The sequence below is a fragment of the Synechococcus sp. 1G10 genome (assembly GCF_002252625.1).
Taxonomy (GTDB): Bacteria; Cyanobacteriota; Cyanobacteriia; order PCC-6307; family Cyanobiaceae; genus Regnicoccus_A.
In genome coordinates this window covers 1-23,000 of record NZ_NQKW01000013.1, presented here as the reverse complement: position 1 = coordinate 23,000, position 23,000 = coordinate 1, and the positions used below count along the sequence as shown (strand labels likewise).

Genomic DNA, 23,000 nt, shown 5'->3' with positions numbered 1-23,000 from the left:
ACCCAACCCTGATCCCAGTCCATGTCCGATCCAGAGTCCCCTTCTCCGGCTGGCCTGAACCCCGCGGAGATTCGTCAGGCCATCCTTTCCGGTGACCCCTCTCGCGCCATGCCGGCCCTGGTGAGCCTGCGGCAGCTGGAGGCGGAGCAGGCCGTGCCGTTGCTGCTGCTGGGCCTGGAGCAGGAGCCGTTCATCGTTCGCTCGCTCAGCTGCGCGGGCCTTGGGGTGAAGCGCAACGAGGCGGGCTGGGAGGCCCTGGCTGCGGCCCTCAAGGGCGATGGGGATGCCAATGTTCGCGCCGAGGCGGCTAACGCCCTGGTCAGTTACGGGGTGGAACGGGCCTGGCCGCTGCTGCGCCAGTCGTTCGAGAGCGATGACCAGTGGTTGGTGCGCTGCAGCATCCTCTCGGCCCTGGCGGAAGACCCGGCTATGCCGGCGTCCTGGCTGTTGGATCTGGCCAATCAGGCGATCGCCGACGGCGATGGCACGGTGCGGGTTGGAGGTGCCGAGATCCTGGGCCGTCTGGTGCGGGAGGCCACGGTCACTGGGGCCGAAACTCTGCAACCCCCCGAGGTCCGTGCTTCCTTAGTGGCGCTGCAGGCCGATCCCGACCACCGGGTGGCGGCGGCGGCACTGAACGGGCTTCAGTGGTAGCAGCGGTTCCTAATGTCTCGACCCGGAGATTTGCGATCAAAGTCCTTGGAGCTTCTCCAGGATTGAATCCGCTGTGGCGGTCCAGTTGAACGGGGCTTTGGTCTTGTTGTGGGCCGCAACGAACTGCTCGATCCTTGCGATCAGCTCCTTGACGCTGGAGAAGCTGCCGCGCCGGATGGCCCGCTGGGTAATGATCCCAAACCAGCGCTCCACCTGGTTGAGCCAGGAGGCGTAGGTGGGCGTGTAGTGCACGTGGAAGCGCGGTCGCTGCGCCAGCCAGGCGCGGACCTTGGCGTGCTTGTGGGTGCAGTAGTTGTCGACGATCAGGTGGACATCCAATTCGGCGGAACTGACTTTTCGATCAGGCGCAGGAACACCAGGAACTCCTGGTGCCGGGGCGGGGTCTGCATTGGGTCGTCACCTCGCCGGTGGCCACGTCAAGGGCGGCAAACAGTGTGGTTGTGCCGTGGCGGATGTAGTCGTGGGTGACGCCCTCCACATAGCCCAGGCCCATGGGCAGCAAAGGCTTCCGCGGAGCGGTAAGTCTTCTGACGGTGAGGCTGCACCGAAAAGGTCTGCAGCCAGGGAACGGACGCTCCAATGGGTGCTGACATCGGTGGGTTTGGTCTGCAGAGCCCGATTGATCACCTCGGCCGCTGAACTTTGTCCTCCGTGAGGACGAGCGGCTGCATCGGACGGCCGACAGCCATGAAAAGACTCCCTTGGGAGACACTCAATATTTTGTCAGTTATTTGCGGGAATGCACACTAGATCATCATTCAGGGCTGAAAGTCAGCCCTTGACACTCAAACAATGCCTGCCTGCCCGGCGCCCTATCCTAGGCACCATCCATGCCCGCAACGGACGCATCAATTTGAAGGCGTTCACGGCGGCGATCCAAGATATCATTTGCAATCCCAGCCTCTGGGCTAGATATTGCGCCAATGCGATCTGCAGTGCAAGACGCGATACATAAAGGCCATTATGCCTGGATATATAGATCACTACGAGATGTTCTGTGCCATTGAGCGTGCATGACGCCTCATTCTCTAAGGCTTTGAACTATAGTTGGCGATAAGCCTGCTGCGCAGATCCTGATAGTGCGCCGCGATCAATGGATTCACAGGTCGTGGCAAGTGAACATCACGGCTACGCCGAAGAGCTGGTTCGATGGATGCCAGACCAGCGCTCCTGGCTGTATTTCCCAAGGAGACCTGGAGAACTCGGGCGATGCGCTGAAGTTGCTGTTGCGGTTGGCTGAACCAGAGCTCATAGTCGACCCCATGGCAGGGGAGATTGATAGAATCGCGAAACAATTCACTGTAGTGAAGACACCAGAGGGTTTCGGCGCGGTCAAGATCCATTCCCACCAGCGGACCATCACGGTTCAGCAGAGAGGTGCAAACCTCACTTGGATCCCTCAAGCTATAGATCACGTGCAACTGGATCCCAAGCGATCCGGCCACCGAACGCCAGAGCGGCAGCAGCCGGCAAATACGCGGATCCTTGATGGCCCATGGTCTGTGTTGCACCCGCAGCTCTGCCTGCAGGATTGCTCGCAACTCTTCACTGGCCTCGCGAGCGAGAGGCATGTCCATCCAGCCCTCAGGCAGGGGCTGGCAGCCCTCGGCCGTTGGCCACCACCGATCCAGGTTGATCAGCAGCTGTTCATGAACAGCTGTAACATCGCGGCGTTCGAAGTATCCTGTGGGGTTGAAGTGATCAGCGGCGATCAGCTCGCCTGGGAGGGGAACGCCAAGGCCCTGAAGCACACGGCCCAGCAGCGACGTACCGCTGCGATGCATGCCGGTCAACAGAATCAGCTTTGCAGGCTGCCCGATGTCGTCGCTCAAATGCGTCACGAAGTGTGGGGATGAAACGAGATGATCAGCAACAACCGTACCCGCAGGTGGAGCAGCCACTGCTTCCCCATTTTCTGGTAGTCGGTGCTCAGAAGGCCGGCACGAGCACCGTGCACCGCCGTCTTGGCAATCATCCAGGCATTTTTCTGCCGCCCGCCAAGGAACTGCACTACTTCTCGCTGCATACTGATCGCCCGTGGGGATGGTATCTGCGGCAATTCGAGGGAAGGGGTGATGCTCAGCTCTGTGGGGAGGTCACTCCGTATTACCTCTTTCACCCGCAGGCCCCAGCCCGCATCAGGGCCGCATTGCCAGCAGTGAGGCTGGTGGTGCTACTGCGAGATCCAGTGGAGCGCACACTTTCTCAATACTTTCATGCCCGCAGGCATGGTTTCGAAACCCTGTCGCTCGAGGCTGCACTCAAGGCGGAACATGGAAGGCTCGCCGATGCGGAGGCAATTCTGCAGGCGGCAGGCTCTTCCCACTACAGCCACCAGAAGCACAGCTACGTGGCCCGCAGCCGCTACGAGCAACAGCTGGACCGCATCGAAGCGCTCTTTCCCCCTCAGCAGGTTCTTGTGCTCCAAAGTGAGCCTCTGCTGAGCGGAAAACGGGAGCCATGGGAGAGGTTGTATGCGTTTCTGGGGGTTCCACCTGTGAGCTGGGAGTTCGAGATGCCTCGAGAAAATGCTGGCCTCGAAGAAGCTAAGGCGGTCCAGGCGCACGTCAAGGAGCTGCTACGGCGCCAACTGGAGATCAGCGCCACAGCCGTGCGAAAGCGTTACGGATTCGACTGGGGTTGGTGACGGGCTTGCCGCGCACGCGCAGCAACAGCGGCACCGTGAGAGTTGCCCAGTGGCTCACGCCATGCTCCCAGAGTCCATTTTCACCCCAGCAGTCGCCGTGATCGGCGCAGGCGAGGATCGTGCCGTGATGGAAGCGCTCAAGCAGGGGGCCGAGCTGCCGGTCGACCCATTCGAGGCAGGCCTGCTGACGACGACGAGATTCAGGCGCACTGCAACCTGGCCCACCAAATGGTACGCAGGGAGAGGGCCAACGCGGCCAGTCGGCCCCCTGGTGCCAGTAGGGGACGTGGGTTTCCCCCACATTGAGAAACACCAGGGTTGGCGGCCGGGGAGAGAGTTGCCGCAACTGCAGCTCGATCCAGCAGAGTTGATCGAGCAGGCTCCAGGTATTGCCAGCAAAATGAAAGGCGTTGAACGGTGCGCCGAGTACTGCACCAGTGGGAGTGGACGGATCGAACCACGAGACAGCGCCCGTGCCGATGGCATGGTAGCCCAACCGCCGAAAACCCTCGATGATATTGGCCCCTTCGAGTTGAAAGGGAGCGCGATCATCACCCGACGCTGCAGAATACATAAGCCGGAACAACTTGCCGGCCTTGGGATTCAACCACGGCTGTTTTGAATGGTTGAGACCGGGTGTGAACCCCATCCAGAAGGCGGCATGGCTGCCATAGGTGAAATAGCTGGGAGCCATGGCGCGGTGAGTGGGGCCGACCCTATCGAGATGAGGAGTGGCAGCACGGCGGAAGGTATCGTAGCGACAAGAATCAAGAGTAAGAATCAGAACATCGTCCGGATGAGTCACAGGCTTCAATGTTTCAGAATCACTCAGACCTCTACAGATTAAACGCGACAAACCGCTGGAAGCTCGCCATAAACCAATAAAAAAAGGGCACCTCTTAGGTGCCCCATTGATGAATGACTGGCTTAGAGACAGCCAGCGCGAACGCTGGCTGAGAGTGCAACAATCAGACAGGCACACCTTGAGCGATGTCGCCAGAGGAGTTGACGTTGAAGACGTAACTCGTTGTGTTGAAAGGAAAATCGAGGAAGGAGGCAGGCTGCTGGCCGGTAGTGCCAACACCCGCAAGCTTCTCGACATTCGTGACAGCCAAGATGTCACCATCTTGATCGATGATGCCGTACAGACCATTGAAGATGTTAGGCAGATGGAAGATGTTGTAAACACCTTCGCCAAACTTGATCCAGTCGGTACCACGTCCACCGTTGACGAATGCAGCGGCGACGTCAGGACCATTCGAGCCAGGAGGACGCAGGCCGGGAAGCTGAATGATGCTGTCGATGCTGCCATCAACATCCCAACTGGTGATGAGCAGAGTGTCATTACCAGCGCCAAGACTGATGGAGCCACCACCATCTGTGTACCAGCCACCTTCCGCACCACCGGCTACGGTGAGATCGACCAGATCTCCGCCTCGCCCTGTATTGATAGAGGCATATTCCTCGGTGACCAAGGCATAATCCTTGATGGAGGTTGCATCTATAATATCGGCATTGTTGCCAGTGTTAACAGAGCCGTCAGACAGGTAGATACCAGCCTCGCTTCTCCCTTTGGCGATAATGGTATCAAGCCCAAAGCCTGTATCCACCCCACTTTGCGTTGTGACGTACAAGCCGTAGGTGGCTTCGGCGGAGATGAAGTCGTTCCCTTCACCAGTGTAAAGCCCACTGTAGGAAGTGACCGAAATCCCCGACTCCTTACTAGAGCTGTCTTGATCACCGCCCTTTGCAAGGATGCGATCATCAGAAGAACCGGTTTTAATTGTGGAGTTGTAAAATATATCAATAGCATCATCACCATTTGAAGTAACGTCAATAAGATTGTTACCGTTACTCAGATAGATACCGGAGCCAGAGTAGAGATAAATACCATCATAATCGTTATTCCGAGAGACAACCTTAATGGTGTCAGCTCCTTCCCCAAATACAATATTAGCACCGTACTCAAGATCGATACCTTCTTCAGCAGCGTCAATCGTAATCAGATTGCTGCCGCCGCCCATGGCTAGGGCAGAATAGCTCAGATAGAGGCCATAGCTCGAGTTGGAGAGAAGCTTGAGAGTGTCGTTGCCGGCACCATTGTCTCCATCACCAAAGTTAATATTTGAGTTTAATGCATAAACACTATAGTAATCAGAATCGATGTCAACTAGATTGTTTCCGGCACCGAGCTTGACGTTGGAGGCTGAAACATAAACCCCAGCGTAGGCTGATTCAACTTTGACCGTGTCGTTGCCAGTACCAGCAATAAGTGATGACTCGTAGAGATAAATACCTGTTTCAGTTGAGCCATCTGCGTTGTAAACGGAGAGGAGATTGTCACCATCCCCAAGGTCGATGAGTGCGCCTTCGGAAGCATAAATTCCATATTCACCAGACTTGATAGTGAGGGTATCGTTGCCAGCGCCAAGATAGACAGCACTGCCAGAAGAGATATAAAGGCCATACTCGCCCTCGGTTGATTCAATACTTATCAGATCATTGCCTTCTCCAGCATCAATCTTACTCCCATAGTATACATCAACACCATCTCCGTCTTGGGTAGCAGCCAATACCTTGAGGGTATCATCACCAGCTCCCAGGAGGATAGAGCTGCCGTAAGCGAGATATACTGCTTCAGAAGAAGTGGTTGAGCTTGAATCTAGATCAACTAGATCGTTTCCAGAACCGCCCTTTAACAGTGAGCCGTAAGAGAGCGTAAGAGCAGTTTGAGTGGATCTCACTCTCAGGGTATCGTTGTCGGCACCAAGGGCAAGCAAACCCGATTCAGAAAGATAAACTCCATATCCGCCACTAACACCAACGTCTAACGGAGTCGGTTCTCCACTGTAACCGGAAATAAGCCCGTCATTTTCAACGTTAACAAGGTCAGCGCCTTGCCCGGTGTAAATATGACCGGTATCGCTAAAAATACCATAGTATCCGAGCCCGGTGATGTCAATAACGTCATTCCCCTCTTGGAGGCTGATGCCATTGTCGCCACCCTCCATGTAAATCCCGGCTATAAGTAGCTCTTCTTCAGCATCTTCTCCCTGTGCAATAGCATTGGCATGGTCTGCCTTCAGGGGGAGGCCGCCAGACATATTAATGGCGATTGTGTCATTATCGGCACCCATATAAACATAATTGGAAGACCCTCTCATGCTCAGAGCGGTTCGTCCAGCCACGATGTCGAGAAGGTCTTCGCCTGCTCCAAACTGAATCAGATTGCCATCACCCGTTTCGATGCCGTCCATGACGACACCGTCGGCAAGAGCAGCTACCTCAATGGTGTCGTTGCCTAAGCCCATCAAGATGGAATTACCTCCCAACGCTGGGAAGATAAACGGCAAATCCTGGAAGAGAGGCAGGGAGGGATCGATCGCGAAGGGGATTGGTCCAACACCAGGTCCTGAAGACCCAGGCTTGGCACCCATGTAAATGCCGGGCGGCTGCTCGCAAGGACCATCTTCACCAACAAGCGTGGCATCAACACGAATCAGGTCGTTGCCTGCATCCATGTCAATCTCACCCCCGAACATATAGAGGGTGTTAGGTCCAAACAAATCACCCGTGGGCGGGAAGAAAGCACCTGTGGCAGGCTTGACACGGATAGTGTCGTTATCAGTGCTTAGATCAATGTAAAAACCACCACCAACGACAAGATTCTTTGCGTTGATCTGGTTAGCAAAAGGTGCGGTTGCGACAATGTTGTCGTAGACCGAGGAATTACTGGCAGGGCCTGGAACAACTGCAACCAGTGTGTCAGGGGTACCCTCTGTACCGATTGAAAATGCAGGAAGGTTCGTCATGAGAAGGTTTCCGGTTTGGAATTGGTTTTGAGTGAGTTCCCTTGAACGGCAGAAGCTCGTTGCGAAACCCAAGATCTGCTCTGTTGTCCGAGGCACGTTCGCCAAGACGCAGAGGAAGCCCGCGCCGACCATAAAGTTAGCAGTGCGCTGGGACTCATTAGACTTAGGCCGTTGTCATTCAGATAAACACTGTTTTCGATGGCATTTTAGCTTTTTTAAGGCTGGCTGCAAACTGTGCCGGCGCAGAAATTGTCATACCAAGACTTTGCTGGCCGCCGTTCGCCCGAGCGTATAACCCTATGGCCTTCTGGCAAGCGGACGGATTGATTGAGGCTGCTCCGCCCTATTCTCAGTCTGACGCGATCAAACCCCTGCAATCTGGCTTGAATCATCGACGACCTTGGCATGCAGCTGAACCTTGCGGAGATACGACCAAAAGTGACAGGTCACATTAACATAGTAAGAAGGGGGTAGCTCATAGCTAATCTCCATAAAACTGCGCTCGTCGTCCAAGATCTCTGGCAGTTGCTCGTAAGCAGGATCAACACTGAAACTTATCCATTCTTGCAGAGGGCAGTAGGTGAAAAGCGCGGCTTTATCGTTTTCTTGAGAGGCCGCTAACAGTTCTAGATCTTTTTTAGTTAGTTTGAACTTGGTGTCGTGCTCTGTCCAGCGGTACGATTCAATCGCATGATGAAGATGGTATCGAAGTGGATTGTAGGATTTGTCGGGCTGGATTGCAGGGATCTTTCGGTTCATCTCATTGACAACTGACATCATCTGGGCAGACATTCTGGGATTAACCCCGGAATAGGTACCTAGTTCTGAGGGAAGCGGCAAATCAGCATGTTGGCAAAAATCACTGATAATGTTCCATTGTTCAGCAGAAGAGTCCTGATTGCTGACGTAGGAATAGGGCAAGGCATGAAGCTTGATGCGATCTCTATTCTGTATCACTGGCTCCATTCGGGAGATTCTTGCATAATCCTGTCCCGAAATCTTGGATAGATACTGTGGGCTAAGCACATTACCGCCCTTCAATGTCTGCATCAAATCACTTGCGAGGCGCTCGTAGGGATTGCGCAAATAGTAGAATAATGAGATACGCTCAAAGTGTGCCAATAGAAAGTCATAAAATGAATTCCAGTCCTCGTTACTCAGAAATGAAATTTCTTCTGTGGACAAGACAACACGCTGAAATCCAAGCTCGTTCGCTCGGACTAGCTCGGCAGTGAAAGCCTCAGTAAACCTCTGTTTCAGATCTGCACATGCACTAGCGTTATGGCCGGCTCTGATTGCATTGTGGTAGTTGGTGAGTTGCTCCGGCGAGCTTACACCCACATAAACGAGATACCAGCTGTTGGCCGGAGTGTCTGAAGAAGTGATTCGGGGAACGTAGGTTCCAGATGATCCAATGCCTTGACGGTTCTTGTGAAGATAATTCTGCAACGCGGTGCTGCCAGTCTTGTGAGGGCCGACATGGAAAATCAGTTCTTGGATCATTGGATTTAATCTCTTAAGCTAGCTGGATGACCAAAAGATCTACAGAGTTCGCAGCGAATCAGCCTTATCCTTGAAGCTACCAAGCAGTATCTGCAAGTAAGATAGCTTGCGTAGCTTGATATTGGCCGTCAGCGACATACCCACTTGCAATGGCAGTTCCTTTCCATCCCTGGTTTTCAGCGATTGACTAGAAAGGCTAAGTTCGGCTGGAAAACGATACTCTCTTTGCAGGTCGTTTGGTGGCAGGGCATCAGAACCAATAGACTTGATTTTAGCAGGGAGACTGCCAAAATCCGTTGAGGGAAAAGAGTCGATGCTGATCTCAGCTGTCTGATCAATGCGTACAAATCCAATCTTATTGCTTGGAATCTCCACTCGAGCCAGTAGCTTATCTTTGGGAACAATCTTCATCACTGGGTCGCTCGCTTGTGCTACAAACCCCGATGCTCGTGGCTTGAGATCAAACACAACACCGGTTACTGGCGCACGGATCAACTCATATCGGCTGGTTACAACCTGATCAGTAAGTCTGCTCGACAAGTCTGATAAGTCTGCATTCAGTTGCTGGATTTGTTGCTCAAGAATGGCCCGCTGGCGCTCTCGATCCACCCTATTCTGACTGAGCTGGCCCTTAGACGTTTCCATTTTATTTTTCTGCTGTAGGTATTGCAACTGGCCAGCAGCACCCTCCTTGCTCAATGTTTCAAGTCGATCTGTCATCTCCTGGTCAAGCACGAGATTGCGACTCAGCATCGAAGCTTCCGTCTCGTTAAGCTTAAGGTATGTAGACAACTCATGCTCCTTAAGGTTTTTCTGAAGAAGCTTAATCCGAATGGCATTTTGAACTGATCTGAGTCGTTCATTGCTAACTTGTGAATCCATTCTCACTAAAACTTGCCCTTTTTGGACCGTTTCCCCAGACTGCACCTCAACTTTATCAACCACACCTCCAAGGGGAATCTGGATTTCTGTAACCTTCCCAGTCGGTTCAATCTTGCCAGAAGCGACCACAACCTCTTCTGTTTGAGCGTAGAACAGCCAGGCAACCGCAAAGCCTGTTGTGCCGATCAGGCTCCATGTGATCGCACGTAACCAGAAATATGGTTGGCGGAGCACCACCTGTGAAGATCTTGATTGATGGTTGGCCGTGGCCATAGGTTGTGGAGCCGGGGATGATGCTGGAGTATGTCGAATCATAACGCCTCCTGCTGCCTGTAAAGGGCGTAGTACCTGCCGCGTTGATCCATCAGTTGAGTGTGTGTTCCCTGCTCAACAATCACCCCTTTATGAAGCATTAGAATCAAGTCTGCTTGGCGGATGGTTGTGAGACGATGCGTGATAAAGAAAACTGTTCTGTTGTGATAGTGCTCTTTGAGATTATCGCAAAGCTGTCGCTCAGTCTGGTAGTCTAGCGCCGAGGTTGCTTCATCAAGAACCAAGATATTCGGATTACTGAGAATAGTTCTAGCTATGGCAATCCGCTGACGTTGCCCGCCACTCAGGCCAGAACCCCGTTCGCCAACCGAAGTGCTGTAGCCCGACGAAAGCTCCATGACAAATTCATGAGCGCAGGCGATCCTGGCAGCTTGAACGATTGACTCACTGCTCGCTTCGGGATTGGTGAGAGCTATATTTTCATTGATATTACCGGAGAATAACAAGGGATCCTGCGGCACAATGCCAATTTGACGCCGCAATGAATAGATCTGCACCTTGTCAATATCGTAGCTATCGATTAGAATCCGCCCGGAATCCGGGCTGTAAAGCCTGGACACTAGCTTCATAAGTGTACTTTTGCCGCTGCCGCTCTGGCCGACAACACCAACAAATGTTCCAGCTGGAACCTTGACAGAAACGTCCTTCAGCACGGTTTGGCTGGTTCCTGGAAACGCAAAGCTGACATGATCGAATTCCACCTCGCCATGGATGGGCGGGAGACTGATCTTCTGTTGGTCAATGTCGTCGGATTCCTGTTTGGAGTCGACAACGTCAGCCAACCGTTCGAATGACACTTTTAGCTCAACGATATTCTGCCAGATTGTCGTCAGCCGCAAGAGTGGTTGGGTCACGTAACCGCTGATGATTCTGAACGCGATCAGCTGACCAAGGGTCAGTTCGCCCTTCAATACAAATGAGGCACCGACCCAGAGAACCAGCAGCTGGGAGAGCTTCTGTAGCACCTGGCTGGTCTGGCTCAGAGCCGTGACGGTGATCGTTTTGTTGAAGGTTCGTTCGATGTAGGTGCTGTATAGGTCTTGCCACTTCCAGCGACTCACCATCTCCACGTTTTGAGCCTTCACCGTCTGGATCCCAGTGAGTACTTCCACTAGGTGAGACTGGGTTTTCGCATTGTCCTCTGCGACTTGTCTGTTCTGACGTCGGAACAGGGGCGTACCGAGTACGGTGATCCCGATTTGAATCGGTAGCACCGCCAGCGCCACAGCTGTGAGCGTCAAGCTATACAGAACCATGACCACGATGTAGATCACGGAAAATAGCGCATCCAGGATAGTCGTCAGCGCCTGTCCCGTCAGGAAGCTTCGAATCTTCTCGAGTTCGGCAATCCGGGTGCTTAGCTCACCGACCGGACGTCGGTCGTAGTAACTGAGTGGAAGCCTCAGGAGGTGATCGATCACCTCAGACCCGAGGCGCAGATCGATGCGATTGGTGGTTTCGGCGAACAAAAACGTTCTCAGTGAGCCAATCACGCCCTCCAGCACGGTCACCACCACCAGTGCCAGGCCCATCACCTGCAGTGTGTCGAGGCTGCGCTGGCTAATCACCTTATCGATGATCACCTGAATCAACAGCGGGTTGGCCAGGCTGAACAACTGAACCACGAAAGACGCCAGCAGAACCTGGCTAAGGACCAACCGATAACGTTTGATCGCAGGCAGGAACCAGCTGAAATCGAACTTACGCTCAGGACTGGTTGCAAGCCGATCCACCAGGACCACAGTGATTCCTTCCGGGAACATGTTCTCCAGCTGACTGATGCTCAGCTGGAGCCATCCCTTCGATGGGACAGCCACGGTCAGTCCGCGGCTGTTGCTCTCGGTTACCACGCCGAAGCCATCCTGGAAGGCCATGAGGGCAGGAACCTCCAGGCGAGTCGCCTGATTGGTGGGCACCACGGCCCCGACCACATAGAGATGCATGCTGCCGGCCAGCTGGCCGGCGAGCTGGATGTTGAGTTCCTGCCCGCGGCGCTCCGCATCCAGCAGAACCCGTTCGATGCCGTCACGGCGGAACGGTACCCCCATCTGCTTCGCCAGCATCTGCAGGCAGGCCATCAACTCCGCCCGTCCGGAGCTGGCGCGGATCAGCGTCACAGCGGCAGGTGAAGCTCCACTGCCCAAATCCAGAGCACTTGCTCCAGGTAGGGTGGCAGTCTCAATCGCCTCGGCCGGCACAACTTGATGGTGCTTGGCTCCATTCTGGAGTGAGTCGGTACCGATGGCCATGGACGGCGCCGGTTGGCTGGAGCTTCCGCCCGACAAAACCCGTTCAAGCCATTCCGCCGGCACACTCACCACTCTGGGTGGCAGTGGCGGTCGAGCAGATGGCCAGCTTTCGGCTTCGAGGCGCTGTGCGAACGGTGTATCCGTTCCGTTCGCGCTGGCCATAAAGCAAACCCGCTCCGGATCGGTCAGGTCGGGGTCCGTTCGGCCCTGGCAGAGCCTCGTCTGAGACCAGGCCTCCTGGATGATTGTGGAGCGGTTGAGGCTGCGGGGATTGATCGCTTCGATTGTGCTCAACAGTTGATCAAACTCTGCCAGCCAGAGCGTTGAGTGGCACCAGCGCGCGAAGTTGGGCTCGCGTTTCAGCAGGTCTAGGATCACCCGATCCGGAATCGCCAATGCCACCAGCTTGCTTGCCGCTGCGACCGTTTCACATGGGGAGGCCCGCAGCAGCGAGCACAGCCCGACGATGGCGCCGGGGCCAACCTTTTCAAGCGTGAAGAGGCGTTTGTGGTCCTTGGACAGCACGCGTGCCTGACCATCGAGTACCACCAGAACACGATCACCGATCAACTGGCCGCTGGTCAGCGGCTGTCCCAGCTCGAAGCTCAGTAACTTGCCCTCGGACTTGAGAATGGCCTTGCTGGCTTCCGAAAGCTGATCGAAAGGCGCTTGATCCAGCAGCGAGAGAGTGGATGTCAGAGTCATACGATTCAAACTGCTGTCGACTGAAGCGAGTTTGCAACAAGCCTACGAGTCACCTCAGTCTGCACCCACTCCTCAAACAACTCCCTGGTCATGCGTGCCTGCATCGCGGGGTCGAAGCTGGCTGGGATCATCGACTCAAGCCTGATCAAAAGCCACCATTCCGCCACCTGGATTGGCTCCAGAACCTCTCCGACTGTTGCCGTCCGCAGGCGCTCGGCCAGGGAAGGGTGGGGAACTCCCAACGGGACAGGGCCGATCAGCCCCTGACTCTGGCTTTCCTGCCCCTGAGAGTGGCGCGTTGCCAGGTCGGAGAAACTGGCTTCACTCTCCGCAATCTGGAGATAGAGTTCGCGGGCCAAAAAGGGATCCTTTACACGAATCAGGCTGTAGACGATCTGATCCAGCTCGGTTTTCCGGCCGAGGAAACGTTGTTCAGCGCGATCTGCGAAATGCTCACGGGTGTAGTGATCCAGCCGTACCGGTAGCTCAAGTTGCCATTGAAGAGCTGTCCTGTCGAGCCCCCGTTCAACAAGATGAGTCGAGAACGCTTCTTCGCTCGACAGCCCGTTGGATTCCCGATAGCGCCCCAGGAGCTGCTCGGCCATGCCATGTGCCAGAGGAATACCCTTCACCGCATCGGCGACAACCTGGCGCTTGACGAACTCTTGCAGGAGTCCATGGCGCCTTAGTTCGGTCAAGTAGAGGGGTTCAGAGTCCAAGGGGCTGATGAAGGGAAAGTCGGGGTTGGCTTGGGTTGATGGTCAGGCTTCTAGGAGTTGGTTGTGCTGGAACGACTCTCGATGACGTGAAGAACGCCCCTAACGTCAAAGTAACCATAGGGGCGGCCCGAGCTATCGATCAACAATCGCTGACACTCCCTCACTTGGAGTCGCTCACCGGCGAACTCGCTCTCTACAGCACCCGTGGAGCCTGCCAGACGCTCGAGGGCTTCGAGACGGGCACCTGAGGTCACACCACGGGCAATCGAGTGAAGGGCTGGGGTTGCTGCGATCGGACGTTCCGAGCCCGGGGATTCATCCTGTCGACGTCCCCCCGGGGGCTGGTGGATGAACAAGCTGCGGACAGCGCCTTCCAAGAAACAGCCCTTGAGCATGAGTCCCCAGTCGCCCAGGAGTTCTCCATGGTCCGAGATCACCGTAACAGCAACGCGATGCCCGTCTGGCCTGGCTTGCAGCGCGGCAAGCAGAGCGCCCACCTGGGCATCCAGCAAGGCCAGGTGATTGGCGTAGTCCTGTCGGAGCAGCAGGAGCGATTCCGGCGGGAAACCATCCGGCCAGCGACGCAGTAGCTGGCTGAGCTGGCAGTCCACTGGGAGCATCTCGGCTTCGGGCGGCCGAGGCACCGGAGCCGGGATTGGCGTCTGATCGGCACTCTGTCGCCACGAGCTGGGCACGTCGAAGGGTTCATGGGGGCCGGGGAAGCTCACCCAGAGGAACCAGGGCATGTCGTCGGGCAGGACAGCCAACTCCTTGAGCGCCTGCTCTCCCAGCCAGAGATCTGGATAGAGAGCTTCCGGCAACACCGTGGGCCAGACCGCGTCCACACGACCATTCGCGTAGCGGGCCGTGAGATCCTCTCGGTAACAATCCAGCATTCCGCAGTCCCGCCACGCGTCGGTCAACGCACAGCTCACCTCGGCCAGCGCCCTTGGTCCAGCGATCTCCACGGCACGGTCGAACCCCAGCGCCCGCAACAACGGGATGTTGTCGCGCAGTTCGACGCCGTGATGGTGGGGTGTCCAGTGGGTTTTACCAACCAAGCTGGTGACATAGCCATGTTCCTGCAGATCGCGAACGAAGGAAGGAGCGTCCGGCGGCATGGTGAAGGGGCGGTTCCGGTCCAAACCAAGCCGACTGGGTCGCAGGCCGGTAAGCCAGCTCGCCCGCGCTGGTACGCATTGTGGGCTGGGAGTGTAGCAACGGCTTCCCAACCATCCGTTCGCGACCAGACTGCGAAGGTGAGGGAGCTGGAGCCAGGGCTGCAGAAGCCAGTCACCCCGCCATTGGTCGAAGCTGATCAGCAACCAGGACGATACGGAATCAGAGGCGCTCACCCGGGAGACGTCAAACGTCGGCATGGCAATGCAGCAGCCCCTCGACAACCACCTCCAGCTGGCGGGTCGTGAGCTTCAAAGACTGTTCACTAAGGCTGTGGCCAGCTTGGTCGAGTCCCGTGAGATTGCAAGGCAGACGTTGCAATCTCAGGTGAGCCGGCTCCGGGAGCCGAGCGTTGATGCGAGCCACACTCGCCTCCATCCGGCAAATGAAGATATCCTGAGCCTCAGGAGGCACCTGTGACGGGAGATCTCCAGGGGCTGGTGTTGATTCGACCAGTAGTCGGCCGATCGCGCTGGCTCTGCGGCCGAGATGGCGGTTCAGTAGCAGCATCAGACGCAGCTCATCCAGCTGAAGGCTCCGGTTGACGTGGATGCCTGGCTCGACCGTGAGAGTCTGTGAACCATTCGGTAAAGCCAGCCACTCAGCAGCTTGTCCGAAGATGGCGGCTGGAGCACGCGAGTAATTGTGGACGGTGAGATGACAACGGGGGTCGGCGGAGACAGCTTCGAGAAAAGATTCCAACGCATCATTGAGATTGTATTTTGGAAGCCATTCGACGATAGATTCGATGCAGCCATGGGCTTTAACCATCTGTCCGTATAGAGAGTAGGCATGCTCGAGTGGATCACGTACGAACAGCAGAATCTCCACATGACCCAGGCCCACCGCTTCGGCCAGGTCCGCAATCTCTGACAGCCGATGCGGAATCTCCTTCATCAAGGCTTCCCGGCTGAACAGAAGCCTGTCATCAGATTGCAGCTCATCGACCAAACTGGCGAGATGCAACAACGGATCCGCAGAATCCAAGATACTGTTCAGAATAAAACCATTGCCCATGCTGAATCTGAGCTGCCGGGCATCGGCTTCCTCGAAACCGTTGACTGGAGATACCTGTGGGTAGGCTGTACGATTAAGCTTCATTAGCGATGTACGGTTCACCGACATCCACGACTGAAGAGAGGAGGAGCCGGTTTTGCCGTGCCCAACATGCAGGCAAAGGGGCATTCTACGTTCAACTAGAATGAATTCACTTTATCATTGCTGGGCGGAAGGGCGTTTTGGTCTGGGCTCCTCTCTTGGTCACGCAACCCTCTCTGTCCCTTGGGCATTCGCTGCCAGCGCATCCCTGGCAGCTTCAGGATGACTGGGTCCTGCTGACGGCCTCAGCCGATCAGCCGCCTCCACCTGATCGGAGCCTATGGGCCATGCGTGTGCAGGCCCAAGTACCTCACCGCGAGGCAGAAGGATTGCTGCAGAAGATCATGGAAGCTCGACTCATGAATGACGGGAAAGGGGAGCTTGCACTTCTTCAGGAGCGTCTCCTCAGGCTCGAAGAGAACGATCCCTGGATCGCTCTGGAGCGCGGGAAGGCATACCAAGCGAGAAACGATCGCGCACCGGCACTGGCACAGTGGCAGCAGGCCTTCAGCTTGTCGGGCCAGGACCTTGTGCTGTTACGCAAACTCAATGACTGCTCCCCACACCTCGTTCAAAGGCATGTTCAGAATCTGAAGCCGCCAGCTCCTGGTTCACGTGTTGCGATTGTTCTCCCTGGAGAGTTGCGCTGCTGGCAACGGAACGCCAGTCTGTTTATTGCTCTCTCCGAACACTGCGATCTTTTTATCTGCACATCCGAGAGCTATGCAGAAGTAGCCAAAGGCTTGGCGGCCGCGCCGCATCTGCGCGTGCGCCTCGTTGAGGATGATCCCACTCTGCCGGTGCCATCGATGCAGCAATGGATGAGGCTTGCGCATTGTCTTGACATGATACGAATCAGAGAGAAGGAGAGTGGCCATGAATATACGCACATTATCAAACTCAGAAGTGACTATTTCTACGTCCAGCCAGAGGATCTTTTGGCGTCCGTCACTGGCACTCGAAGTGGTTTTTGGGCCTGCTCAGACAAGGTTTTTGGTGGCGACCGGGCTACCATGATGCTTTGGGATGCTTTCCATCAGGCTATCCCTGGATTTTTTGATAACAACGAAGATCGGTACTTTCCAGTTAATATGATGCAGATCCTGCGATCGGAGGACAGCTTTAAATGGTTTGGGATGCTCTTTCCGGTAGAGGTGGTTGGCAAGCCTGATGCACCAGTCGAACTGCGCAAGATCTTGCTGGGCGGTGGAGAGCCGTTGGCCCGAACTTTGGCCACGTATGGAGCCAAGGCCAGTCCCCTGGGTTACACCCGATTGTTTCAGGGCCATGAGCGCTTTGCTTCTGAGGTCAGTTTTGCCCGTTTCCTGAATTTCACGGGCGTCTCAGTGGGATGGAAGCCCGCTCTGTCGGGCTTCCTGTGGTCGGATCGTCATCAATACATCTGATGACCGGGATTATGGATGAGCTTGGTGCTGTAGGGCCTCCCTTTAGTGTCATTGCGCTGCCGCCAAGGTCTAGATATTCCGGTGGGGACCCACCTCTGGATGACGTTTCGGATTCGGGACGTCCCGCGGAACCCTGGTTCTGGCTGCCTCTGGGCAGCCGCCTCAGCATCCATGCCGTTGCCGAACTGTTTGACAACGATCCATCACCCCATGAAATGCTGCTGGCCGTTGATCCCAATGAGCAGGAATCACTTTATCCAGTTTACCAAGCTCGGCACTGGCGTTTGCTGCGTTCACGCGAACGCTTGAGGTCGACCCGTCACTGCCTCGAATTCTGCCTCGATGAGGCCCAGACAGACTGGCTGATCCTCTACCCAATTCACCTGCTTACCACTCGGCGACCAACCCGGCTGAGTCCGGAAGTCTTCCTGACCGATGAAGGTGGATATCACACCAAGGGCATGCGATCAGACGTTGAGTCATGCATCGTGAGTTGCAGTAGAAAGGCCCTTCAGACGGTCCTGACGGATTGTCAAGCTCCGGATATTAGCTTGATCCAGATTGCCGAACAGCTGGCCCAAAGTGAGCCTATGGATCGGATCAGCTCAGGTTGTTTAGATTGCTTGGCTCCAGACTCTCGCAACGAGTTATGTGGATTAGGGATCACAAGCAGAGACTTCAATAGGCTGGAGTTCTTCCCCAGCCAAGGACTGGTTCGAAAGACTTCTCAAGATACCGCCAGACTGAGTGGCGAAATGGCCTATCTCACTAGCCTTCCAGATGAGCTGCAAAAGTTCTTTCCGTCAGTTGTGATGTGCGAGGAAACATCGACACATCCAGGCTTGCCCCCTGAAGTGGCGTCATTCTGGATGGAGTACATACCATTTCCATCACTTAGCGAATGGTATCTGTATCGCAAGTTGAGTTCATCCCGCTGGATGGAAGTTTTTTCCAGTCTTGCCGAGATCTGCTCAGCGTTTCGCAATGCCTATGAGCCTTGCCATGGCGATGCCGCATGGCTGTATTCTGAGAAGTTGGAGTTTCGCCGAAGAGAGCTTACTGCTTGGTGCTACACACAGCCGGATCACGAGTCTCTCCTTACGCGAGAGCTCATTATCAATGGCCGCCACTATCCACCCGCTTCAATGGCCATGGAGGAGCTTCATTCGGCTTTGTTGCATCTGGAAAAGGATTGTCAGTTGCAATTCGTTCATGGTGACCTCTGCTTCAATAACATTCTCTTCGACTTCGAGCAGATGCGGCTAAAGCTGATAGACCCAAGAGGACTTGACTCTAAGTTCCGAAGCGGATACCGCTTAGGCCTTGGCGACTGGCGCTACGATGCGTGTAAGTTGTATCATTCCGTCGCTTGGGGATATGATGCTATTGTAAATGATCTTTTTACGCTTAATCGCTTCTCGACTGAGATTGAGCTACAAGTCTATTCCCCTTGCAATGCGAAGGTGATCACCAGGGCTTTTCATGAATGTTTCCTGGGAGACAGGATGCATGGCTCTGATCTGTCCGTACTCACAGCAAGCCTATTTTTCAGCATGCTTCCCTTGCATCGAACCAAGCCTCACCAGATGACGGCCATGCTCTGTATTGCCCTGCAATGCCTCTATCCTGCCTGAAGCCTCACCTGCTATGGATCTGATCATTACAGCTGCAGGTCGCGGGAGCCGCTTCTACTCCCAGGGTGTGCTCCGGCCAAAGCCGCTGATTCGAGTTCACGGCAAGGAACTGTTGACATGGGCATTGGAATCGTTCCCTGTTGGTTTGTTCAGTCGATGGCTGATCGTCTCTCAGCGTAAGGATGGTGTGCGAGCCGCGATGGCAAACCGGCTGAATCAATCGTTTCCTGGGCAGAGAATCGAGTGGCTGGAGCTCGATGCGATGCTTGAGGGTCAGCTCAAAACAGCACTAGCTGCTGCTCGAGAGGGTCAGATATCTGGCTCTATTGTGATCCACAACTGTGACACGGCCTTCGAATGGGACCACGGGATTATTGACTTGAATGCCTACGGCTGGATTCCTGTCTTCAAAGCCGCAGGCCAGAGTTGGTCATTTGTCTCCGTGAATCCCGCGGAACCAACGCGGGCTATCGATGTCCGCGAGAAGCAGCGAATCTCCGATCTGGCGTCCATTGGCCTCTATGGTTTTGCCAGTGCTGAGCGCTTCATTAAGGACGCCGAAGTCGAGATCTCCGATCCTGGCCGGAAGGTCAATGGAGAATTCTTCATTGCTCCGATGTATAGGCAGGCCATTCAAAGGGGGTTAGCGGTCCATGTTCCGTTGGTGACAGGGGTGACATTGTTTGGGACTCCCGAGCAAATCTGTGATTCGTTCAAAATCAGCAGGCAGCAACTCATTGAGGACAATCAGATCTGAAAAGGCACACCCAACCTGTTTTCCTGGCGGCAAAGTGGTCGAGTATTTGCGGCAAACCATGCTGAGTCCCATGCATTCCCATGCTAGCTTTTCGGCAGATGGCTGAACGCAGTTGAACTCTAGGCAGGTTGAGAATCAGACCTTGCAGCAACAGATGCTCCAAGCGCTTGCCGCCAGACAACTTCAAACGGCTGAGAGAGCTGCAATCGAGTTGATTCGTCGCGAACCCAGTAACTATTTGGTTCACGGAGCATTGGGTCAAATCTATCGGCAAACTGACAGGTTGGCGGCCAGTGTAGACATGCTTGAAAAGTGTGTCACCCTCAATCCCGATGATGTTGTGGGATGGATGAATCTTGCTCAGGTTCTTTATGACTACAAAGAGTACAGTAAATCAGCCAGGGCTTATGCCCGATTTCTTAGTCTGCGCCCGAATCTACCTGAGGCACTGCTCGGACTCGGCAGGGCAATGGAGAAGCTTGGTGAGGCGAAAGAGGCCATCAAGAATTATCAGAAGGCTGTAGAGTATTCTCCGGGTTTGGCGGCCGCTCAACATGCTTTGGGCCTAGCTCTCCTTCGCACGAACGACCTTGACGGAGCGGCTGAAGCCTACCGGAGCCTGATCCGGATCCTTCCAGACCATGCAGCTAGCTATATAGATTTAGGCAATATTTTGCAATCGCAGGGGAAGAGCACAGAAGCGACTAAGCTCTACCATCAGGCGATTCAGATTAACCCTGACCTGGATTTAGCCCACTTTAATCTTGGCGTCGCCTTGGTGTCTCAAGACCGATTCACAGAAGCCATTGCTGCCTATAAAGAAGCGATCAAGCTACGTCCTGACCAGCAGGCGGCGCATATCAATCTAGGCACAGTGCTGGCCTGTCAAGGGCTGCCAGATCAAGCCATTGAGGTTTATCGTCAAGCGTTAGCAAAGACTATTGATAATCCGAAGCTGGAACTGCAGCTTGAGTATAATTTGGGCTTGGCTCTCCTCACCATGGGAGACTATGAGCAGGGCTGGGCAGGGCACGAGCACAGGCATGTTGTTAGCAGGCTTCTGCATCAGGAAAATATTGATCGTCATCTCCGCCTCTGGGATGGCGATCTGGGATTGCAGGGCGAGTTGGTGATTGTTACCGAGCAAGGGTATGGTGATATCTTTCAATTCATGAGGTATGCCAAGCATCTCCGAGGGAAGGTGCCCAGGCTGTCGATCGCCGCTGAGGCGAAGATTGTGGACTTTCTTGAGGAGTCGTCTCTCTTTGACAGGGTATACAGCCTTCCCCTCGAAGCAAATCGATTTTCAGAAGATGCGAGATGGGTATCGATCATGTCTCTGCCTCATCGACTCGGCGTGACTACCGCTGACGTTTTAGTGCGGGATCCCTACTTAACAATCTCGTCAGGGAAAGTGGAATCCTGGTCCCGCAGACTCCGCAATGATGGCGAGTTCGTCGTTGGGATTCATTGGCAGGGAAATCCTGAGCACGAGAAGGTCAATCTCAAAGGCCGATCTCTCCCGTTGGAGGCGTTCAGACCGTTGGCGGACATCCCCGGCATCCGTTTCGTCTCGCTCCAGAAGGGATATGGATCGGAGCAACTTCAGAACTGTACGTTTAGGGGCAGATTTGCAGACTGCCAAGCTGACATTGATCTGACCTGGGACTTCCTGGAAACAGCCGCGTTGATCAAGGCGTGTGATCTTGTGATCACGTCTGACAGCGCAGTGGCTCATCTCGCAGGAGCGCTTGGGCATCCAACTTGGCTGTTGCTCAGAAAAGTGGCGGATTGGCGCTGGGGACTGCAGGGAGACACAACCCACTGGTACGACTCCCTTCGGCTCTTCCGGCAGCAGGGAGATGAGGGCTGGAGCGAGGTCATCAATCGTGTAAGAAGCGAACTGGCTGCCCAGCTTCGGTTCCCACAGCAGCATGACAACATGATGACCGCATACGCCGCCAACAGGACATGCGTTTCTGTCCCAGTGTCAGTAGGTGAGTTGATCGACAAGCTCACGATCCTCGAGATCAAGAACGAGCGCCTGCTTGATGAGCACAAGCTCCACCACACACGCCATGAGCATAGTCTTCTTCAAGATCGTCTCGAAACGCTGAAACTGCCTGAGATCGACTTGCTCAAGACTGAATTGAAGGCTGTGAACATTAGCCTGTGGGAGATCGAGGACGAGATTAGAATATGCGAAAGCAATGGCGACTTCGGCCCCAGGTTTATTGAACTGGCTCGAGCTGTGTACCACATCAACGATCAACGCGCTCGCATTAAAGCGGCGATTAATAAAAAAACCAACTCAGATATCACTGAGCAGAAGTCGTACGCAGGCTTTGTTGCGCCCAAAGATGATGAAGCCTGCTGTTAATTGTGATTTTGCTGAAAAATCCGGCCACCTCTGCGAAAATGGGGAAACTGCTCTTTTCTGACGCGAGGTCAACGGGAGGGAGCGCAGCTGCTATATGTTCATTACGTGCCGATCCAGTAGTGCATTCCTGCCAACCATCCGCTCAGGCGGGTTCGGAAACTGGCGGATCAGGCCCTTGATTGGCTAAATCCATTCTTCTATGCGCTGTATGCCACAGAAGGCCGACCGAGCGTTACCGCCTGAGCAGCTGCTAATGGAGCATCTCCACCACAACATATTGTTACGCTGATTTTGGGCCTCAATCCGGACAATCCCATCTTGCACCCCACCACTGACTGATGTCGAATAAGTAGGCGTCACTCAAGTGGTATTCACCTCCACGTTTCAGCTGTTGCCGATCCAGGCTCGCCGTTCTGCTCCGATGCTTGCTTGGCCCACAGTGTGCAGGTGAGTGATGTAGCGCCCATGGCTTTTCGCATGGTACGTTGTCAAAAGGGCCTTGCGCTATCCCTGGAATTGGTTGCGGATCTGGCGGGGGAGGATTTTCAGTTTGCCCACCCCGTATGAGAGGCCTTTAGCTACACCATCAGGAGTCAGCCTGGATCAACACCACTCGGGAACCAGCTCGCCGAGCAGCTGCCGGAACACGGCCCTTTCGTGGTTCTCGCCGGTGGTGTGGCAGGCCCTACTAATCACTGCTCCCCAATAAGGCGAACTTGGTGCTTAGACTCGCAGAAGATCACGGACTTGTGCGCTACGACTACGACATGCTGGCCAGCTCCCGCCCTCGCGACGAATCTGCTGACCCGCCACTTACCCGCTGCCATACACCCAGAGTCGTCCGTGTAACCGCGAACCGTCCCTGGAGAACCCAGACTCCATACTCCGGTTAAACTGAAATACCAGACAGGAGATGTCCATGGGCAGGGCCGACTGAAAGTCAGGCACAAGGGTCGTTGTGCGGCCAAGCTGGGCCTGGTTTTATCGGGACTGCTCTTGTCCTTTGGCCCATCTTGCTGCC

General features: G+C 54.9%; 15 protein-coding genes and 2 pseudogenes. 7 read left to right on the top strand and 10 right to left on the bottom strand.

Features of this window, described 5'->3' with window-relative positions:
* Nucleotides 1-21 precede the first annotated feature (21 nt).
* Nucleotides 22-654, top strand: coding sequence for a HEAT repeat domain-containing protein (locus tag CJZ82_RS11650; RefSeq protein ID WP_094555951.1), 633 nt, complete (start codon nt 22-24; stop codon nt 652-654).
* 36 nt (nt 655-690) lie between these two features.
* Here CJZ82_RS11650 and CJZ82_RS11645 read toward each other — a convergent pair.
* Together CJZ82_RS11645 and CJZ82_RS11640 are read right to left on the bottom strand one after the other, a co-directional pair.
* Nucleotides 691-1,308: pseudogene (locus CJZ82_RS11645) on the bottom strand (IS630 family transposase); the annotation flags it as partial.
* A 395-nt stretch (nt 1,309-1,703) separates the two neighbouring features.
* On the bottom strand, nt 1,704-2,576 hold the full coding sequence (locus tag CJZ82_RS11640; RefSeq protein WP_143593648.1) for a sulfotransferase family protein: 873 nt from the start codon (nt 2,574-2,576) through the stop codon (nt 1,704-1,706).
* Between CJZ82_RS11640 and CJZ82_RS11635 the strand changes: the two genes are divergently transcribed.
* Nucleotides 2,564-3,322 (top strand): sulfotransferase, encoded by a 759-nt coding sequence (locus CJZ82_RS11635; protein ID WP_158218561.1) that lies wholly within the window; start codon nt 2,564-2,566, stop codon nt 3,320-3,322. The two genes, CJZ82_RS11640 and CJZ82_RS11635, sit on opposite strands and share 13 nt — an antisense overlap.
* Here CJZ82_RS11635 and CJZ82_RS11630 read toward each other — a convergent pair.
* From CJZ82_RS11630 to CJZ82_RS11590, 8 genes are all read right to left on the bottom strand, one after another.
* Nucleotides 3,273-4,016, bottom strand: a complete 744-nt coding sequence (locus CJZ82_RS11630; RefSeq protein WP_094555948.1) for a hypothetical protein — start codon at nt 4,014-4,016, stop codon at nt 3,273-3,275. The genes CJZ82_RS11635 and CJZ82_RS11630 overlap by 50 nt on opposite strands.
* Nucleotides 4,017-4,290: 274 nt before the next feature.
* Nucleotides 4,291-7,134 carry a hypothetical protein gene (locus CJZ82_RS17930; RefSeq protein WP_143593647.1) on the bottom strand — a complete coding sequence of 948 codons (2,844 nt, stop codon included), beginning with the start codon at nt 7,132-7,134 and terminating at the stop codon, nt 4,291-4,293.
* A gap of 363 nt (nt 7,135-7,497) precedes the next feature.
* On the bottom strand, nt 7,498-8,637 hold the full coding sequence (locus tag CJZ82_RS17925; RefSeq protein ID WP_143593646.1) for a hypothetical protein: 1,140 nt from the start codon (nt 8,635-8,637) through the stop codon (nt 7,498-7,500).
* Nucleotides 8,638-8,676: 39 nt separating this feature from the next.
* Nucleotides 8,677-9,792 carry an HlyD family secretion protein gene (locus CJZ82_RS11610; RefSeq protein ID WP_094555944.1) on the bottom strand — a complete coding sequence of 372 codons (1,116 nt, stop codon included), beginning with the start codon at nt 9,790-9,792 and terminating at the stop codon, nt 8,677-8,679.
* Between the two features lie 38 nt (nt 9,793-9,830).
* Nucleotides 9,831-12,806 (bottom strand): peptidase domain-containing ABC transporter, encoded by a 2,976-nt coding sequence (locus CJZ82_RS11605; RefSeq protein WP_094555943.1) that lies wholly within the window; start codon nt 12,804-12,806, stop codon nt 9,831-9,833.
* A 5-nt stretch (nt 12,807-12,811) separates the two neighbouring features.
* Complete coding sequence (locus CJZ82_RS11600) at nt 12,812-13,525, bottom strand: peptidylprolyl isomerase (RefSeq protein WP_094555942.1); 714 nt, start codon at nt 13,523-13,525, stop codon at nt 12,812-12,814.
* Nucleotides 13,526-13,575: 50 nt separating this feature from the next.
* Nucleotides 13,576-14,904, bottom strand: a complete 1,329-nt coding sequence (locus CJZ82_RS11595; protein ID WP_094555941.1) for a sulfatase-like hydrolase/transferase — start codon at nt 14,902-14,904, stop codon at nt 13,576-13,578.
* Nucleotides 14,891-15,829 (bottom strand): hypothetical protein, encoded by a 939-nt coding sequence (locus tag CJZ82_RS11590; RefSeq protein ID WP_143593645.1) that lies wholly within the window; start codon nt 15,827-15,829, stop codon nt 14,891-14,893. The genes CJZ82_RS11595 and CJZ82_RS11590 overlap by 14 nt, the downstream gene beginning before the upstream one ends.
* 260 nt (nt 15,830-16,089) lie before the next feature.
* On the opposite strand from CJZ82_RS11590, the gene CJZ82_RS11585 reads away from it, so the two are divergent.
* From CJZ82_RS11585 to CJZ82_RS19005, 5 genes and pseudogenes are all read left to right on the top strand, one after another.
* Nucleotides 16,090-17,208 carry a hypothetical protein gene (locus CJZ82_RS11585; RefSeq protein ID WP_094555939.1) on the top strand — a complete coding sequence of 373 codons (1,119 nt, stop codon included), beginning with the start codon at nt 16,090-16,092 and terminating at the stop codon, nt 17,206-17,208.
* Nucleotides 17,208-18,842, top strand: a complete 1,635-nt coding sequence (locus CJZ82_RS17920; protein ID WP_143593644.1) for a phosphotransferase — start codon at nt 17,208-17,210, stop codon at nt 18,840-18,842. Before CJZ82_RS11585 ends, CJZ82_RS17920 begins: the two co-directional genes overlap by 1 nt.
* A gap of 13 nt (nt 18,843-18,855) precedes the next feature.
* Nucleotides 18,856-19,599: an NTP transferase domain-containing protein gene (locus CJZ82_RS11575; RefSeq protein WP_094555937.1), complete on the top strand. Its 744-nt coding sequence runs from the start codon at nt 18,856-18,858 to the stop codon at nt 19,597-19,599.
* A 142-nt stretch (nt 19,600-19,741) separates the two neighbouring features.
* Nucleotides 19,742-21,979 carry a DUF6165 family protein gene (locus CJZ82_RS11570; protein ID WP_143593643.1) on the top strand — a complete coding sequence of 746 codons (2,238 nt, stop codon included), beginning with the start codon at nt 19,742-19,744 and terminating at the stop codon, nt 21,977-21,979.
* 57 nt (nt 21,980-22,036) lie between these two features.
* Nucleotides 22,037-22,312 (top strand): annotated as a pseudogene (locus CJZ82_RS19005) (IS5/IS1182 family transposase); the annotation flags it as partial.
* Between the last annotated feature and the right edge of the window lie 688 nt (nt 22,313-23,000).